The sequence below is a fragment of the Vibrio japonicus genome (genome assembly GCF_024582835.1).
GTDB classification, from domain to species: Bacteria; Pseudomonadota; Gammaproteobacteria; order Enterobacterales; family Vibrionaceae; genus Vibrio; species Vibrio japonicus.
On the sequence record NZ_CP102096.1, the window covers coordinates 2585482 to 2600043 of the forward strand.

General features: G+C 45.9%; 16 protein-coding genes and 1 pseudogene. 10 read left to right on the forward strand and 7 right to left on the reverse strand.

The window, feature by feature from the left end:
* Positions 1–25 precede the first annotated feature (25 nt).
* From prmA to fis, 3 genes are all read left to right on the forward strand, one after another.
* Positions 26–913, forward strand: a complete 888-nt coding sequence (gene prmA, locus NP165_RS12255; RefSeq protein ID WP_257084191.1) for a 50S ribosomal protein L11 methyltransferase — start codon at positions 26–28, stop codon at positions 911–913.
* Between the two features lie 139 nt (positions 914–1052).
* Entirely contained in the window at positions 1053–2021 is a 969-nt protein-coding gene (gene dusB / locus NP165_RS12260) for a tRNA dihydrouridine synthase DusB (RefSeq protein ID WP_257084192.1), read from the forward strand.
* 23 nt (positions 2022–2044) lie between these two features.
* Positions 2045–2341: a DNA-binding transcriptional regulator Fis gene (gene fis, locus NP165_RS12265; RefSeq protein ID WP_000462885.1), complete on the forward strand. Its 297-nt coding sequence runs from the start codon at positions 2045–2047 to the stop codon at positions 2339–2341.
* A 61-nt stretch (positions 2342–2402) separates the two neighbouring features.
* Here fis and zntR read toward each other — a convergent pair whose 3' ends face one another.
* Entirely contained in the window at positions 2403–2807 is a 405-nt protein-coding gene (zntR, locus tag NP165_RS12270; RefSeq protein ID WP_257084193.1) for a Zn(2+)-responsive transcriptional regulator, read from the reverse strand.
* Between the two features lie 49 nt (positions 2808–2856).
* Between zntR and NP165_RS20095 the strand changes: the two are divergent.
* From NP165_RS20095 to purD, 3 genes and pseudogenes are all read left to right on the forward strand, one after another.
* Positions 2857–2952, forward strand: a pseudogene (locus NP165_RS20095) (phosphoribosylamine--glycine ligase); the annotation flags it as partial.
* Positions 2953–3082: 130 nt separating this feature from the next.
* Entirely contained in the window at positions 3083–4675 is a 1593-nt protein-coding gene (gene purH, locus NP165_RS12275; protein ID WP_257084194.1) for a bifunctional phosphoribosylaminoimidazolecarboxamide formyltransferase/IMP cyclohydrolase, read from the forward strand.
* 156 nt (positions 4676–4831) lie between these two features.
* A complete protein-coding gene (purD, locus tag NP165_RS12280) occupies positions 4832–6121 on the forward strand; it encodes a phosphoribosylamine--glycine ligase (protein ID WP_257084195.1) in 1290 nt (429 codons plus the stop codon).
* Positions 6122–6236: 115 nt separating this feature from the next.
* Here purD and NP165_RS12285 read toward each other — a convergent pair whose 3' ends face one another.
* Positions 6237–6563: a DUF3135 domain-containing protein gene (locus tag NP165_RS12285; protein WP_257084196.1), complete on the reverse strand. Its 327-nt coding sequence runs from the start codon at positions 6561–6563 to the stop codon at positions 6237–6239.
* A gap of 362 nt (positions 6564–6925) precedes the next feature.
* On the opposite strand from NP165_RS12285, the gene NP165_RS12290 reads away from it, so the two are divergent.
* Complete coding sequence (locus NP165_RS12290) at positions 6926–7234, forward strand: hypothetical protein (protein WP_306439751.1); 309 nt, start codon at positions 6926–6928, stop codon at positions 7232–7234.
* 162 nt (positions 7235–7396) lie between these two features.
* Here the strand turns inward: NP165_RS12290 and NP165_RS12295 are convergent, their stop codons facing one another.
* Both NP165_RS12295 and hupA read right to left on the reverse strand, forming a co-directional pair.
* On the reverse strand, positions 7397–8092 hold the full coding sequence (locus tag NP165_RS12295; protein WP_257085597.1) for a DUF1481 domain-containing protein: 696 nt from the start codon (positions 8090–8092) through the stop codon (positions 7397–7399).
* A gap of 82 nt (positions 8093–8174) precedes the next feature.
* On the reverse strand, positions 8175–8447 hold the full coding sequence (hupA, locus tag NP165_RS12300; protein ID WP_257084197.1) for a nucleoid-associated protein HU-alpha: 273 nt from the start codon (positions 8445–8447) through the stop codon (positions 8175–8177).
* A gap of 236 nt (positions 8448–8683) precedes the next feature.
* Between hupA and NP165_RS12305 the strand changes: the two genes are divergently transcribed.
* Positions 8684–8842 carry a hypothetical protein gene (locus NP165_RS12305; RefSeq protein ID WP_257084198.1) on the forward strand — a complete coding sequence of 53 codons (159 nt, stop codon included), beginning with the start codon at positions 8684–8686 and terminating at the stop codon, positions 8840–8842.
* Positions 8843–8858: 16 nt separating this feature from the next.
* On the forward strand, positions 8859–9938 hold the full coding sequence (locus tag NP165_RS12310; RefSeq protein WP_257084199.1) for a CNNM domain-containing protein: 1080 nt from the start codon (positions 8859–8861) through the stop codon (positions 9936–9938).
* A 72-nt stretch (positions 9939–10010) separates the two neighbouring features.
* Here the strand turns inward: NP165_RS12310 and NP165_RS12315 are convergent, their stop codons facing one another.
* Positions 10011–10601: a YjaG family protein gene (locus NP165_RS12315; RefSeq protein WP_257084200.1), complete on the reverse strand. Its 591-nt coding sequence runs from the start codon at positions 10599–10601 to the stop codon at positions 10011–10013.
* Positions 10602–10791: 190 nt separating this feature from the next.
* Between NP165_RS12315 and NP165_RS12320 the strand changes: the two genes are divergently transcribed.
* Complete coding sequence (locus tag NP165_RS12320) at positions 10792–11367, forward strand: uracil-DNA glycosylase family protein (protein WP_257084201.1); 576 nt, start codon at positions 10792–10794, stop codon at positions 11365–11367.
* A gap of 84 nt (positions 11368–11451) precedes the next feature.
* Here the strand turns inward: NP165_RS12320 and NP165_RS12325 are convergent, their stop codons facing one another.
* Together NP165_RS12325 and groL are read right to left on the reverse strand one after the other, a co-directional pair.
* Entirely contained in the window at positions 11452–12618 is a 1167-nt protein-coding gene (locus NP165_RS12325; protein WP_257084202.1) for a nucleotide sugar dehydrogenase, read from the reverse strand.
* Between the two features lie 278 nt (positions 12619–12896).
* On the reverse strand, positions 12897–14543 hold the full coding sequence (gene groL, locus NP165_RS12330; RefSeq protein ID WP_257084203.1) for a chaperonin GroEL: 1647 nt from the start codon (positions 14541–14543) through the stop codon (positions 12897–12899).
* Positions 14544–14562: the final 19 nt, after the last annotated feature.

Sequence of the window (14562 nt, forward strand, 5' to 3'; positions counted from 1 at the left end):
TAATCATCTAAGAGAGCACATACTCATGCCTTGGATTCAAATCAAACTCAACGCGACCAATGAAAACGCTGAACCAATCGGCGACATGCTTATGGAAGAGACTGGTGCGCTGTCTGTCACCTTTTTAGACGCGCAAGATACGCCTGTATTCGAACCTTTGCCTGGCGAAACTCGCTTGTGGGGTGATACTGACATTCTGGCACTGTATGACGCTGAAGCGGATACAAGCTTCATCCTTGATCAAATCAAAGCAAGCGGAATGCTAACGCAAGATTTCGCGTACAAAGTCGAGCAGCTTGAAGACAAAGACTGGGAACGCGAGTGGATGGAAAACTTCCACCCGATGAAATTTGGTGAGCGTCTATGGATCTGTCCAAGCTGGCGTGACGTACCAGACCCGGATGCCATCAATGTTATGCTCGATCCTGGCCTAGCGTTTGGTACAGGGACTCACCCTACTACAGCACTTTGTCTTGAGTGGCTGGAAAGCCTAGACCTTGCAGGCAAGACGGTGATCGATTTTGGCTGTGGCTCAGGAATCCTAGCGATCGCAGCGATCAAACTTGGCGCAGAAAAAGTTATCGGGATCGACATCGATCCTCAGGCTCTACTCGCGTCAAAAGAGAATGCAAAACGCAATGGTGTGGTCGATAAACTGGAAGTGTACCTACCTCAAGATCAACCTGAAGGTTTAATCGCAGATGTGGTAGTTGCCAACATTTTGGCAGGCCCACTTCGTGAACTTTCACCTATTATTAAGTCTCTCGTTAAGCCAAATGGCGAGCTCGCTATGTCGGGTGTTTTGGATACGCAAGCTGAAGATGTTGCAAACTATTACCGTGATGAGCTTCACATTGATCCTATCAAAGAGCAAAGTGAATGGTGTCGCATCTCGGGTCGCAAGCAAGGCTAGATAAGACTTTCAGCCCTAATTGACTGAAATTCATGCAATTTACAAAAACAAATTGTAAATGCTCAAATATTAGTCTTTTCACGCAGTGAAAAAATGCGTAAAATGCGCGCCCTTGCTGGTGCTAAGCTGTGAAGACATTTTGAAAATCGGAAACTACCAACTTAAGAATAATCTCATCGTTGCCCCTATGGCAGGTGTGACTGATAGACCGTTCCGTGAGTTGTGCCTCCGCTATGGTGCAGGTATGGCCGTCAGTGAAATGATGTCCGCTAATCCTAAACTATGGAAAACGTCTAAATCGAAACAACGCATGGTGCATGAAGGCGAATCGGGCATTCGCTCTGTACAAATTGCAGGTTCCGATCCACAGCTTATGGCTGACGCAGCTCAGTTCAGTGTTGAGAACGGTGCGCAAATCATCGATATCAACATGGGTTGCCCAGCAAAGAAAGTGAATAAGAAGCTAGCCGGCTCTGCATTACTAAAGTATCCAGACATTATCGAAGATGTACTGAAAGCCGTAGTCAATGCAGTAGACGTTCCTGTGACGTTAAAAACCCGTACTGGCTGGGATACAGAAAACAAAAACTGTGTCCAAATCGCTAAATTAGCCGAAGACTGCGGCATACAGGCTCTTGCTCTGCACGGCAGGACAAAAGCATGTATGTACAAAGGTGAGGCCGAATATGACAGCATTAAAGCGGTGAAAGAGGCAATCTCAATTCCGGTTATCGCTAACGGTGATATTGATAGCCCAGAGAAAGCCAAATATGTACTGGAATACACCGGTGCAGACGCTTTAATGATCGGGCGACCTGCCCAGGGTCGTCCTTGGATTTTCCAGGAAATCCAACACTTTTTGGAAAACGGCACCACAATGCCTGAGCCTCCTGTTGAGGAAGTAAAGGGCATTATGTTAGGTCATGTGAACGCTCTCCATGATTTTTATGGCGAGTATTTAGGTCCACGAATCGCGCGCAAGCACGTGGGTTGGTATCTAAAAGAGCATGAGCAAGCGAGTGAGTTTCGCCGTACCTTCAACGCTATCGACGCAGCCGAGCTGCAACTTGAGGCGTTAGAGGGTTATTTTGATAACGTTGCATCATAATTAAGAGAAGAGCTAGACCGAATATGTTCGAACAAAATCTGACTTCAGAAGCATTAACAGTAACTACAGTAACGTCACAAGACCAAATTACTCAGAAGCCTTTACGTGACTCTGTTAAAGCATCTCTTAAAAACTACTTGGCTCAATTAAACGGCCAAGAAGTAACAGAGCTATACGAATTAGTTCTAGCTGAAGTTGAACAGCCACTACTAGATACCATCATGCAATACACTCGCGGTAACCAAACTCGCGCAGCAACTATGATGGGTATCAACCGCGGTACTCTTCGCAAAAAACTTAAGAAATACGGCATGAACTAATCATTCTGACGTAGATTCTTTCTAGAATAAGCCGAGCTCAGCAATGAACTCGGCTTTTTCTTTATTCACTCGCCAACGCTTCCAGAATTGAGCAGTGACTTGCATCATCATCCACTTCCCCACAACATGCGTCGTTTATCTTTCTCAACGCATTACGTATGCGGGTCAACTCCGCAATCTTTTCATCAATTAATACCAACTTGGCCGTGGTGATCGATTTCACCTCCGCACAGCTATGCTCCGTCGCTTCTAGCTTAATCTCAAGCAGCTCTTTGATTTCTTCCAAACTCAGACCTAAATCCTTCGCTTTGAGTATAAAACCGACTTGTTTTTGGTTTTCTTCATCATACAAACGATAGCCAGACTCATTGCGTCCTGCTGGCTTTATAAGCTGATTTTTCTCATAAAATCGCAGTGTATCGGCGGTGATACCACACCGTTTTGCCAGTTCACCTATCAGGAACATAACTCTCCTTATTAACCATCTCGTTACTTTTAAAGGTAAAAATTGAGTTTTTTGCAATTATTTATGCGATGCCAAACGATTGCGCGAGCTTTTTTGTAATAAATTAGTTAGAATACGCTCCGTCAAGTTCAGAGGCGACCATTGACCAATAATGAGTCGTTCGAAAGGTCTTTACCAAAACTGGCCAATATCTTACATCTGACTGTAAGAACAAGTTCATTTTTGGCAAATATCTTTATCTTAATCTAACTCTGTGACTTAGAGGAAATGGAAGCATGAGTAACGCTCGCCCTATTCGCCGCGCCCTAATCAGCGTATCAGACAAAACAGGTATTGTTGAGTTTGCAAAAGCTCTAGCTGATCGCGGTGTCGATATCCTATCTACTGGTGGTACTGCTCGCCTACTGGCTGAGCAAGGCATTTCTGTAACGGAAGTATCTGACTACACGGGTTTCCCGGAAATGATGGATGGTCGCGTAAAAACGCTTCACCCTAAAGTTCACGGTGGTGTGCTTGGTCGTCGCGGTCAAGATGACGCTGTGATGGAAGAACACGGCATCAACCCAATCGATATGGTTGTGGTTAACCTATACCCATTCGCTGCGACGGTAGCGAAAGAAGGTTGTACGTTGGCCGATGCTGTTGAGAACATCGATATCGGTGGTCCTACTATGGTTCGCTCTGCAGCGAAAAACCACAAAGACGTGACTATCGTTGTTAACGCACAAGATTATGATCGCGTAGTGGCAGAAATGGACGCGAACGATAAGTCTCTGACGCTAGAAACTCGCTTTGACCTTGCTATCGCGGCTTTTGAGCACACTGCGGCTTACGATGGCATGATTGCTAACTACTTCGGCACCATGGTTCCTAGCTACGGCGAGAACAAAGAAGGTGACGAAGAATCGAAGTTCCCTCGCACGTTCAACCAACAATTCATCAAGAAACAAGACATGCGCTACGGTGAGAACAGCCACCAAGACGCAGCTTTCTATGTGGAAGAAAACCCACAAGAAGCGTCGGTTTCAACAGCGAAGCAAATCCAAGGTAAAGCGCTTTCTTACAACAATATTGCAGATACAGACTCAGCACTTGAGTGTGTGAAAGAGTTTGTTGAGCCTGCATGTGTGATTGTTAAACACGCTAACCCATGTGGTGTGGCACTAGGTAAAGACATCCTAGAAGCATACAACCGCGCTTACCAGACAGACCCAACGTCAGCATTCGGCGGCATCATCGCATTCAACAAAGAGCTAGACGCAGAAACAGCGACTGCCATCGTTGAGCGTCAGTTTGTAGAAGTTATCATCGCACCTAAAGTGTCACCAGAAGCGGTAGCGGTTGTAGCAGCGAAGAAAAACGTTCGCCTACTTGAGTGTGGTGAATGGTCAACCAAGACAACGGGCTTTGACGTTAAACGCGTAAACGGCGGTCTATTAGTTCAAGACCGAGACCAAGGCATGGTGAGCCTAGACGACCTGAAAGTAGTGTCTAAACGCCAGCCAACTGACGAAGAACTAAAAGACGCGCTATTCTGCTGGAAAGTCGCCAAGTACGTGAAGTCTAACGCGATTGTTTACGCAAAAGGCGATATGACTATCGGTGTGGGTGCAGGCCAAATGAGCCGCGTTTACTCAGCGAAAATCGCTGGTATCAAAGCAGCAGACGAGAACCTTGAAGTTGCAGGTAGCGTAATGGCATCGGATGCATTTTTCCCATTCCGCGACGGTATTGATGCAGCTGCAGAAGCTGGCATCAAGTGTGTGATTCAACCTGGTGGCTCTATGCGTGATGACGAAGTTATCGCTGCAGCAGATGAGCATGGTATGGCGATGATCTTTACCGGTATGCGTCACTTCCGCCACTAATTTTACTCGTCGTATTTGGTACTCTGGCGTCGTTAACAGCTTTCGCCCACCTCAGTCACATAGCGAGCTATGCTCCCGAGGATGGGCTCAATTGTTGCCTAGCCACAGTACCAACTACCTAGAGTAAACAGTATCTATAAGATTAAGGATTTTATTATGCGAGTTTTAATTATTGGTTCTGGTGGTCGTGAACACGCTCTTGGCTGGAAAGTGGCTCAAAACCCAAATGTTGAAACGGTATTCATTGCGCCGGGTAACGCAGGTACGGCTCTAGAAGCCAAATTAGAAAACGTGAATATCGACGTTGAAGACATTAAAGGTCTGGTCGAATTCGCTCAAGAGAAAGCCATCGAGCTAACCATTGTAGGCCCTGAAGCGCCATTGGTTATCGGTGTGGTTGACGCATTCCGCGCCGCTGGCTTGCCTATCTTTGGTCCGACTGAAGCGGCAGCGCAGCTAGAAGGCTCTAAAGCGTTCACGAAAGATTTCCTGGCTCGCCACAACATCCCAACTGCAGCTTACGCAAACTTCACTGAAATCGAGCCTGCGCTGGCTTACGTTCGTGAGCAAGGCGCTCCTATCGTCGTTAAAGCGGACGGCCTAGCAGCAGGTAAAGGTGTAATCGTTGCGATGACACTTGAAGAAGCAGAAAACGCGATTAAAGACATGCTAGCAGGCAACGCATTTGGTGATGCGGGTAGCCGAGTAGTCATCGAAGAATTCCTAGATGGCGAAGAAGCAAGCTTCATCGTGATGGTGGATGGCAAGAACGTTCTACCAATGGCGACCAGCCAAGACCATAAACGTGTCGGCGACAAAGATACTGGCCCTAACACTGGTGGTATGGGTGCTTACTCTCCTGCGCCTGTGGTGACACCTGAAATTCACGATCGCATCATGCAGGAAGTGATTTACCCAACCGTAGAAGGTATGGCGTCAGAGGGTAACCCTTACACTGGATTCCTATACGCTGGCTTGATGATCGATAAAGACGGCACACCAAAAGTGATTGAGTACAACTGCCGCTTCGGTGATCCAGAAACGCAACCAATCATGATGCGCATGGAGTCCGACCTAGTAGAACTGTGCTTGGCAGCAATCGATGAGAAGCTAGACCAAGTGGAGTCGAAATGGGCACCTCAAGCGTCAATTGGTATCGTATTAGCAGCGGGTGGCTACCCTGCTGCATACAACAAAGGCGACGTGATTTCAGGCCTTCCTCAGCAAGAAGTGGCAGGCGAGAAGGTCTTCCACGCAGGTACTGACAACAAAGATGGCGATATCGTAACAAACGGCGGCCGTGTGCTTTGCGCAACTGCACTGGGAAATACTGTTCTAGAAGCTCAGCAACGTGCTTACGAGCTTGCCAAACAGATTAGTTGGAATGGTATGTTCCACCGCAACGACATCGGTTACCGAGCGATTGAGCGCGAGCAAGATAAATAATCGTCTAGAATCGCTAGCGAACATTCATAAAAAAGCCCCCTTCTGAAAAAGGGGGCTTTTTAGTCTTTCGGTGACATGATCTTCATGGGAACTGAATCTAATTGAGCGATGCTACTCAACGCCAATCATTAAACTGAACGATATCTGCATTACTTTCAGGCTCGACCTCTCCAGTCAGAGCATCCTGAAATTTCCTCACTTGAGCGACGAGCTCTTTCATAAGCTGAACATTGACGTGATTTGGGTTTTTGCAGTGGCTAATTACTAAATCGATATGGCTTTGCTGAGCCCAGAGCCTACTTTGCATACTTTCTGAGGCTGACATAATGCACTCTTTGCACATGTCTCTCTTAAGCCTATCAAACGCATCCGGGTTTTCTTCAGCAAGCTTCACAAGTTCATCAAATGACGGGAGTGTGTGTTTGGATGGATTCGCCTGCATCTCGCACCTCAATTAATGACTGACATATCATTACTTAAAGGTAGTTGTCAGAGTGGGTCGAGTGAATTGGAACAGGCTAAGTCTCAAAAAAAAGACAGGGAGGTATTTGTCGATGATAAATGTATAACACCTAAAAATACCTACAAAGCGCCATATACCTAGAGTACAGCCGACATTGCGGTAACAGGCCCCACCGTTTTTCTTCGTATTTACATTCCGAAGCTCTATGAAGATCTATATTTAGGAACTGCTGTTTAGTGTTTCGTAGAGTTACTGGTACATTTTTGTTTTTTTGAATAGAAATTGTATTGCTATATTCTAAACTCTAGGGTGATACGTATGCTATGTATGATTTTGTCAATATGCAAGGATCACTCATGAAACATATTACTCTAGCTGTATTGCTTACACTAGGCGGCGCACCAACAAGTGTAATTTCCGCAGATAAGGCCACACCAGATGTCGAAGTGAATGATTTAAATACAGCGGTGACTGCTACAAAAAACTTGGCAGAAAGAGGGGGGACTGCAGCTGGTACGACAGAGGCTGCATCTTCAGCTTCCGGAACAGCCACGACAACTGCAGTAGCTGTAGGTGCTGCTGTTGCAGTTACCGCTGCAGTTGTACTTGGCTCTAGTGGTGGCAGTTCAGGAGTGGACGGGACAAACTAACTTGCTTCGTATACAGCCCACCCTGTCACCTCAAAATCCCAAAGGCCAAGCAAGGCTGACTAAAAGCTAAAGCCGATAAGCACGCGAGGATAAGAGAGTTATTCTTGCGTGCTTACCATTACCCTGCTGCGTAATTGAATGCTCAGAGCTGATTTCCAGCGCTTAGCTCTCAACCATACTAGGCCGTTCTATACAGTCGTGATCATCATCAGCCAGCATGAGTAGCGCTTGCACGACCACTTTGTCGCTCTGGTTTGAGCCTAACAGCGCAACATAGCTGTCTACAGAAGATAATCGATTAACCACAAAGCTCGGTAGGGTCTGGTTAAATTCGAGTACCTCATACGAATCATTTGCGCATGTTTCAAATTCACTTCCGTCCCAGTAGCCTTGAATCAAATACGCCCCTTCTTTGCTTTGCGCCTTGGTGACTTTAGGGATATTCGCCGCTTCCTGCTTTAACCAACTAAGCTTATCGTTTTTAAGTGGTAGAACTTTTCCGTTGATCTTGTATTGCTGGTAGATCGCTTCGCCATCTTTGTTGAAACGTACGTGAATAGTATAAGGGACACGCTCTTGGTTCTCTTGGATTTGCTCTCCCTGACGTACCAGCTCCCTAAGTTCTCCACCAGCCCAACGGTAATCCGTTTTAAACCAGCCGTAATCGCCAGCATAGACATAATCGGCTGCGGTGTAAGGTGAGATGAGTTTCTCGGTATACCAGTATAAGCTTGTGGTATCCCCCATGACGCGCCCACCTGTGTACTCACGAAACTGATCTAAATCGGCTTGAGATACGCCTGAAGAACACCCCGCTAAAATGGAGAGCGCTAGTGAAGATAACAATAACGTTTTCATCATAAAAAAATACGCCAAGATAAGGACTACCTTGACGTATAGTAAACTATTCCAGAGAAAAACGCTGGATCGGTTTTTTAAATTATTTTACTGCGTCTTTCAGCGCTTTGCCCGCTACGAATGCAGGAACGTTTGCAGCAGCGATTTGGATCTCATCACCAGTCTTAGGGTTGCGGCCAGTACGAGCTGCACGGTGGTTAACTTTAAATGTACCAAAACCAATTAGTTGAACTTGGTCACCCTCTTTTAGTGCATCAGTAACACCTTCAAGAGTAGCTTCAAGAGCAGCTTTAGCTTGTGCTTTAGATAGGTCTGCTTTTTCTGCGATAAAGTCGATTAATTGGGTCTTGTTCATTAGGTTTCCCTTCTTATATGTTATCGAATTCAGCTCACTCTAAAGCATAAATGCCCCATCTGGCAAAGGTTTGTAAGCGATCTTTGACTTTCATGGCGTTGTTTTAGCCATATTCTGGGTATTGACTCACAATTTGTTACTAACCTAAGACATCCTCGCCCTTGTTTTTCGCCTACATTTACCTTATTTATGAATCTGCGATAGCCTGTGAAGCCTGAATTAACGGGACTTAAGCGATGAAAAAACACTCACACCAATATTGCTCAGGCATGACTTACCTGCCATCAAATCGTCAGCAAACTCATGCAAAATTCGGTTGTGATACCAATGTCTTTGTTCTTAGGTATGCGTTATCCATGGCACTCATTGAACACGATACATTGGCGGTGATGTAACCTATATAGGAGCTCTATGTTTCTGCTAATCACGTACGTCAGCATTGCGATCGGCGTATCTTTCATTTGTTCTGTTTTAGAAGCGGTATTACTCAGTATCACACCGAGCTATTTAGCGCAGCTACGACAACAACAACACCCATCGTCCGAAAAACTCACCAAGCTAAAGTCTGATATTGACCGCCCTTTGGCATCGATTTTAACGCTGAACACCATTGCACACACCATAGGCGCAGCCAGCGCTGGTGCACAGGCTTCTGTTGTGTTTGGTAGCGAGTGGCTTGGCGTCTTCTCAGCGCTTCTCACCTTAGGTGTGTTGATTCTTTCCGAAATTGTTCCTAAAACGATTGGTGCAACATACTGGCGACAGCTCGCCCCAACAGCTGCAATCATCTTGCGCTGGATGGTTTGGGCATTAACACCATTCGTTTGGTTTTCAGAGCAAATCACCAAACGCCTGTCGCGTGCGCATGTTGCGCCGAAAATGCGTGATGAGCTGTCTGCCATGGCGATTCTGGCGAAAGAGAGCGGAGAGTTTGCCGAAGGTGAATCAAAGATGCTGGATAACCTACTTGGTATTCAGGATGTGCCCGTCACACAGGTCATGACGCCTCGCCCGGTTGTTTTTCGCGTGAATGCCAAGATGAGTATCACCGAGTTTCTTACTGAAAACCAAGATACGCCGTTCTCGCGTCCGTTGGTGTATAGCCAATCGAAGGATAATATCGTCGGTTTTGTTCACCGCTTGGAGCTCTTTAAGCACCAACATGCTGGCCGCGGCGATAAGCAGCTGGGAGAGGTTATGAGACCCGTACACGTATTGCTCAATACGATCTCGCTACCTCAAGCATTCGAACAAATGATGGCTAAGCGACTTCAGCTTGCTGTGGTGGGTGACGAGTATGGCACTGTCCAGGGCATTCTAACCTTAGAAGACATTTTCGAGCATCTCGTTGGTGAAGAAATTGTCGATGAAGCTGACCACACAACCGACATGCAGCAGCTGGCATTTGAGCGCTGGGAAAAATGGAAACATACCCATGGCGTGATTGAAAATCGTGACGAGGATGAGACCATTAGTTCGTCAATGAAATAGATACAATTAAGGCTGACCAACCGGTCAGCCTTAATTTTTCATATGATTTCGAAAAAAGATTCCAGCCAACGACTACTTGACGCTCACGCCAATATTACTGACACCTTCTTCTCTCAACTCTTCGCGTAAATCTTTAATCAGATCAATATCACGCTCTTCTGCGTCTTTTAACGGACGGAAGATTGCCCACTGAACATCCCATTCCGCACAGACAGCTTCATTGTCTTTTTGGTTGTGGTTTGTTATCTCTTCACCACTTTGCGCTTCTTCGAGTTGAGCAACGGTAACAACCGATTGTTGACTCACTTTTTGCATGCTTTCAAACAGGTCATCACGATCTAACAGCCCATGAAGCAAAGTCGATAGGCCAACACACGCATCAATCGCCGGATACACTCCATAAAACTCGAAGTCTTCTGAGCTTGGAATGATCTCTTCTAACTTTTCAAGCTGACGTTCAAAATTCACTTTGGCATTTTTAACCGTCAGCAATTCCCAGACGCTATCTAGGATATCTTTATAAATTCGTGCTTCGGCAAACTCGGTGCTTTCACAAAACATGGCGTAGTTTGGATACATGCGTTCACACAAACACGCCATAAAGGTAATTTGTTTCCAGGGTTCTAACTTCTCAAGACGAAGCTGAAGAGGATTCTGTAGCATAGCGACTCATCGGTTGCAGAAATAAACAGCGAGAGTTTACTTGATAACCAGCTGGGAAAAAAGTAATGGTTCTTAACTATTTCCTACACAATAATTAATATCATCGCAGTGAGAGCACTCTAATCAAGAGAACACAGCGTCAAGCTCTTCAAGTCCGTACCCAGGCCAAACAACGACAAGGATCAGCCCCATGCTTAAAGAAACTCTTCAACAAATCAGAGCATGCTCACTCTGCGAGCCCAACTTGCCGCTTGGAGCTAACCCTGTGATTCAGGCAAGTGAATCATCTAAACTACTGATCATTGGTCAAGCACCAGGGCTCAAAGTGCACAACACATCTATTCCTTGGAACGATCCAAGTGGCGAGAGGCTACGAGAGTGGCTTCAATTAGACAAAGCACAGTTTTACGATCCAGATGAGATAGCCATTATGCCAATGGGCCTATGCTACCCAGGAAAAGGAAAAAGCGGAGATCTACCGCCCAGAAAAGAGTGCGCACCACAGTGGCATTCAACCGTAATATCTCAGCTACCCAACGTGGGGATGACACTTTTGATTGGCCAATATGCGCAAAATTACTACCTCAAAGACAAACCGAAGACGCTTACAGAAACCGTGAAACAGTGGCAACGCTGGGCACCAACGTATTTACCGTTACCTCACCCTTCACCACGTAATACGTTGTGGTTAAAGAAGAACCCATGGTTTGAGTTAGAGGTAGTGCCTTATATCCGTGAATACGTCCACCAGCACTTAAAAAGCTGATCTAGGCCTAACCTTAGCTAACATCAATGTAGCTAAAATCAGTGCTTAAATCAGCTTTATACTGAGCTTTGAGGTTAAACTGGCTTAGTCTGAGCCGAACAAGTCACGGGTGTAAACTTTATCTGCTACGTCTGCCAACTCCTGTGCCATGCGATTCGAAACAATAACATCGGAGTTAGCTTTGAATGTTCCAAGATCACGGACGACTTCAGAATGAAAGAATTGCGCGTCTTCTAGTACTGGCTCGTAAACAATCACCGTCACACCTTTCGCTTTAAGTCTCTTCATGATCCCCTGAATCGAAGAGGCACGGAAATTATCTGACCCAGATTTCATGATTAGGCGGTAAATACCAACGACCTTTGCTCCTCGCTTTAAAATGGAGTCAGCAACAAAGTCTTTGCGAGTACGGTTTGCCTCAACAATCGCGCCAATGATGTTATTTGGTACGGCTTGGTAGTTGGCCAATAGCTGTTTGGTGTCTTTGGGCAGACAGTAACCGCCATAGCCAAAAGATGGGTTGTTGTAGTGGTTTCCGATGCGAGGGTCTAAACCAACACCTTCAATGATCTGGCGGGCATCTAAACCGTGTGCTTCTGCGTATGAATCCAGTTCGTTGAAGTAAGCGACACGCATCGCAAGATAGGTATTCGAGAACAGTTTAACCGCTTCTGCTTCCGTTGAATTGGTCAGAAGAACATTAATGTCTTGCTTAACTGCACCTTCGACCAATAAATCTGCAAATTCTTGCGCGCGTTCGCTTTGCTCACCAACGATGATTCGTGATGGATGAAGGTTGTCATACAACGCTTTTCCTTCGCGCAAAAATTCAGGGGAGAAAATGATGTTGTCGCAATTTAATTCTCGTTTGATGCGTTCGGTATAGCCCACCGGAACTGTAGATTTGATGACCATCACTGCTTCAGGGTTGAACGACATCACGTCTTTAATCACGGACTCTACCGATGACGTATCAAAGTAATTAGTTACTGGATCGTAATCTGTTGGCGTTGCGATAACCACAAAGCGAGCATCTTGATAGGCATGTTGCTTATCCGTCGTCGCCACAAAATCAATCGGCTCATTTGCTAAGAAGTTTTCTATCTCAGCATCAATAATAGGAGAAACTTTTTGGTTTAATAGCTCAACTTTCTTCTCTACAACATCCAGCGCTACCACTGTGTGGTTTTGAGCCAATAGCACCGCGTTGGATAAACCAACATAACCCGTACCTGCAACTGCAATCTTCACTGCTAACCTCATTACCTACGCTTACTCGTAAGAAAAAATGGGTATATTCAAGAACTATCGTAACCTAACGGTTCCCACGATCCCTGACTGATAATCACAATGTTTGACTTGGACAATCATTCACCTGTCAATCAATAAAGCATTAGCTCATATTTTTATTACATCAAAAAGTCTCAGGGTTATTTGTGTAAAACATCACACCTTCCCTGCCTAGCAAGTACAAAAAAAGCGGAGACCGAAGTCTCCGCTTTTAAAGCTTTAAGAGTGTTGAGGGGTGATTACATCATACCGCCCATGCCACCCATACCGCCCATGCCACCCATATCAGGCATGCCTGCGCCATCTTTTTGTGGCATATCAGTCACCATCGCTTCTGTTGTGATCATTAGACCTGCAACCGATGCTGCGAATTGTAGAGCGCTACGAGTTACTTTAGTTGGGTCTAGGATACCCATCTCTAGCATGTCACCGTATTCACCCGTTGCTGCGTTGTATCCGTATGAACCTTCACCCGCTTTAACGTTGTTCGCAACCACTGACTCTTCATCACCAGCGTTCTTCGTGATTTGACGGATAGGCGCTTCCATTGCGCGTAGTGCAACACGGATACCCACGTTTTGCTCTTCGTTGTCGCCTTCTAGGTCAACAATCTTAGATGCAGCGCGGATTAGTGCAACACCACCACCAGCAACTACGCCTTCTTCAACCGCTGCGCGAGTCGCGTGTAGGGCGTCTTCTACGCGGTCTTTCTTCTCTTTCATTTCAACTTCAGTTGCTGCGCCAACTTTGATCACTGCAACACCGCCAGCTAGCTTAGCCACGCGCTCTTGTAGTTTCTCTTTGTCGTAGTCTGAAGTTGCGTCTTCAATTTGCTGACGAATTTGAGTAACGCGGCCAGAAATCATCGCTTCTTCACCGATACCATCGATGATCGTTGTGTTTTCTTTGGTGATCGCAATACGCTTCGCTTGACCTAGGTCTTCCAATGTCACTTTTTCAAGCTCTAGACCCACTTCTTCAGAGATCACAGTACCGCCAGTTAGGATAGCGATGTCTTGTAGCATTGCTTTACGACGGTCACCAAAACCAGGCGCTTTAACCGCAGCCACTTTCACGATGCCACGCATGTTGTTCACAACAAGCGTTGCTAGTGCTTCACCTTCAACATCTTCTGCGATGATTAGCAGTGGACGAGAGGCTTTAGCAACCGCTTCTAGTGTTGGTAGAAGTTCACGGATGTTAGAAATCTTCTTGTCTACTAGAAGGATGAATGGGTTTTCTAGGTCAACGCTGCCCGCTTCTTGGTTGTTGATGAAGTATGGTGATAGGTAGCCACGGTCGAACTGCATACCTTCAACCACGTCTAGTTCATCATGAAGAGCCTGACCTTCTTCCACAGTGATAACGCCATCACGACCCACTTTTTCCATTGCTTCAGCAATAATGTTACCTACGCTTGAATCAGAGTTAGCAGAGATCGTACCCACCTGAGCGATCGCTTTTGTATCCGCACATGGAACAGACAGCGTCTTTAATTCTTCAACAGCTGCAATTACCGCTTTGTCGATACCGCGTTTAAGATCCATTGGGTTCATACCCGCCGCAACTGCTTTAAGACCTTCGTTTACGATCGCTTGAGCAAGAACTGTCGCTGTTGTCGTACCATCACCCGCAGCATCGTTTGCTTGAGATGCCACTTCTTTCACCATTTGAGCTCCCATGTTTTGGAACTTGTCTTCAAGCTCAATTTCACGCGCTACAGATACACCATCTTTAGTGATCGTTGGTGCACCAAATGATTTGTCTAGAACAACGTTACGGCCTTTAGGGCCAAGTGTTACTTTTACTGCGTCAGCTAGAACGTTTACACCTTCTAGCATTTTAACTCGTGCGTCATTACCAAATTTAACGTCTTTAGCAGCCATCTTTAGTTTCCTTTTCTGA